We start from the raw sequence: 2,903 nt of genomic DNA on the forward strand, positions 1-2,903 counted from the left end.
CCGCGGCCTCCGCGAACGCCTTGCACCGGCCGTCCGCCGCCAGACCCCGCTGCCGGCTGAACTCGATGAAGGGTCCGGGGGTCGGCATGACGGTCACGCCGCCGGCCAGGGCGAGTGAGCACTCACCGCTGCGCAGCGCCCGCACCGCGAGGTGCAGGGTGACCAGCGAGGAGGAGCATCCGGTGTCGACGGTGACGGCCGGTCCCTCCAGGCCGAACGTGTACGACAGCCGGCCCGAGACCACGCTTCCCGTTGTGCCGGTCAGGATGTGGCCCTCGGTCTCGGCCGTGCCCTGGTGCAGGCGGTGGCCATAGTCCTGGACCATGGCACCGACGTAGACGCCGGTGCGGCTGCCCCGCAGCGACGCCGGGTCGATGCCCGCCCGCTCTATGGCCTCCCACGACGTCTCCAGCAGCAACCGCTGCTGCGGATCCATGGCCAGGGCTTCACGCGGCGAGATACCGAAGAACCCCGCGTCGAACTCCGCCGCGTCGTAGAGGAACCCGCCGGACCGGGTGTACGACTTCCCCACCGCGTCCGGATCCGGGTCGTAGAGCCCCTCCAGGTCCCAGCCGCGGTCCGTCGGGAATCCGGACACCGCGTCCGTGCCCGAGGTGACCAGCCGCCACAGGTCCTCCGGCGAGCCGACCCCACCCGGGAACCGGCACCCGATGCCCACGATCGCCACCGGCTCGGCATCCGCCTCGCCCGCGACCATCAGCGGCGACGGCTCCACGTCCCCGGCGGGGTCGCCGGACAGCCCCAGCAGACGGGCGCGTACGAACCGGGCGAGCGCGGCGGCCGACGGGTGGTCGAACACGACCGTGCTCGGCAGCCGCAGATCCGTCGCCGTGTTCAGCCGGTTCCGCAGTTCGACGGCCATCATCGAGTCGAAGCCCAGCTCGCGGAAGGCACGGTCGGGGGTGACCGCGTCCGGGGTGCTGTGGCCGAGTGCCGCGGCGGCCTGGGTGCGGACCAGGTCCAGCACGGCCGCATGCTGCTCTGCCTCGGTCAGCCCGTCGAGCAGCGTCGAGGAGCCGGTGCCGGCGGCCGATGCGCGTGCCGTGCCGTCCTGCTCCGCCAGCGCCGCCCGCACCTCGGGGAGGTCGGAGAGCAGCGGGGAACGCCGTGCCACGGTGAACTGGGGGGCGAAGACCTCCCAGTCGATGTCGGCGACGATCCTGGTCGGCTCGGTGGCCGCCGTGGCGGGCACGAGCGCGGCGACCGCCTGGTCCGGGTTCATCACCCGTACGCCTCGGCTGAGGATCCGGTCCCCCACCTCGCCGTCCGCCATTCCGCCGCCGCCCCACAGACCCCACGCCACGGACAGCGCGGACCGTCCCCGCGCACGGCGCTGCTGGGCGAGCGCGTCGAGGTACGCGTTGGCCGCGGCGTACGCGCCCTGTCCGCCACCGCCCCAGATGCCGGCGCCGGAGGAGAAGAGGACGAAGGCGTCCAGGTCGGTGTCCTGGAAGACGTCGTCCAGATGCTGCGCGCCGAGCACCTTGGCGGAGGTGAGCCCGGCCAGCAGGTCCAGGTCCGTCCCGGCCAGCGGCGCGGTGTCGGTCGTACCGGCCGCGTGGATCACGGCACGCACGGGTTCGCCGTCGGCGGCGACCCGGGCGACGAGTTCGGCGAGCGCGTCCCGGTCCGCGACGTCGCACGCGGCGACGGTGACCCGTACGCCGAGAGCCGTCAGCTCGGACTCCAGCTCTTCGGTCCCGGCCGCGGCGCGACCCCGGCGGCTGGTGAGGACCAGGTGCTCGGCGCCGTTGGCCGCGAGCCACCGGGCGAAGCGGCGGCCGACACCTCCGGTTCCGCCGGTGATCAGGATGGTGCCGCGGGGCTGCCATGCCGGGCGGCCGTGCGGGGCCTTGCGGGGGGCACGCGCCAGGCGCCGGGCGAAGACGCCGGAGGGGCGCAGGGCGAGCTGGTCCTCGCCCTGCTTCCCGGCGAGCACACCGCACAGCCTGCGCAGTGCCTGCGGCTCGGGGGCCTCCGGCAGGTCGACCAGGCCGCCCCACCGGTCGGAGTGCTCCAGCGCGGCCACCAGGCCGAGGCCCCACACCTGCGCCTGCGCCGGCCGCATCGCCGTCTCCGCACCGGGAACCCGGACGGCTCCGCGCGTGACGCACCACAGGGGGGCGTGCGCGGCGGCATCGCCGAGTGCCTGGATCAGCAGGAGCGTCCCGGCCGGTCCGGCCGTCAGCGTCCGGTGGTCCGGACGCGGCGTCTCGTCCAGGGCCAGCAGGGAGAGCACGCCGGCCGGTTCGGTGCCGTCGAGCCCGGCGACGGCCTCGGTGACGCGGTGGGCCAGCTGCTCCCGGTCGCAGTCCGCGGCCACGGTCAGTCGTACGACCCGAGCGCCGGCGGACGACAGGGCGTCCTCGACGGCCTCCGCCCACGGGTGGGCCGCGTCTCCGTCCGGAACGGCGAGCAGCCAGGCGCCGCCGAGGGTCACCGCCTGGGTTTCGGACACCGGCCGCCAGTCGACGCGGTAGTGCCAGGCGTCCGTCTCGGAACGCTCACGGTTGTCCCGGCGCCAGGGGCCGAGCAGCCCGATGACGTCCTCCAGCCGGGAGGCGTCGTCCACGGCGAGCAGTTCGGCGAGTTCCGCCCGGTCCGCCGTGTCGACGGCCGCCCAGAACCGGCTCTCCTCGGGGTCGGCGGCGTCCGCGGCCGTCAGGCCGGCCGATCCGTCGAGCCAGTACCGCTCACGCTGGAAGGCATACGTCGGCAGCCCAAGGAGGTCCGGCGTGCGCTTGGTGGCGGGCCACTCAACCGCCAGCCCGGCCACGAAGGCTTCGCCGAGGGCGAGGGTGAAGCGTCGCTGTTCGTCCTCGTTGCGGCGCAGGGTGCCCAGTACGACCGCCTCGACGCCGGCCTCCTCGACGCTCTCCTCG

The 2,903-nt window shown here is 74.8% G+C and carries 1 protein-coding gene; it reads right to left on the minus strand.

All coding sequences use genetic code 11. The features are described from left to right. A partial coding sequence (locus JK361_RS40410) for an SDR family NAD(P)-dependent oxidoreductase (protein ID WP_201828191.1) occupies positions 1–2,903 on the minus strand: 2,903 nt, incomplete at both ends.

Source organism: Streptomyces musisoli, assembly GCF_016741855.1.
Lineage (GTDB): Bacteria > Actinomycetota > Actinomycetes > Streptomycetales > Streptomycetaceae > Streptomyces > Streptomyces musisoli.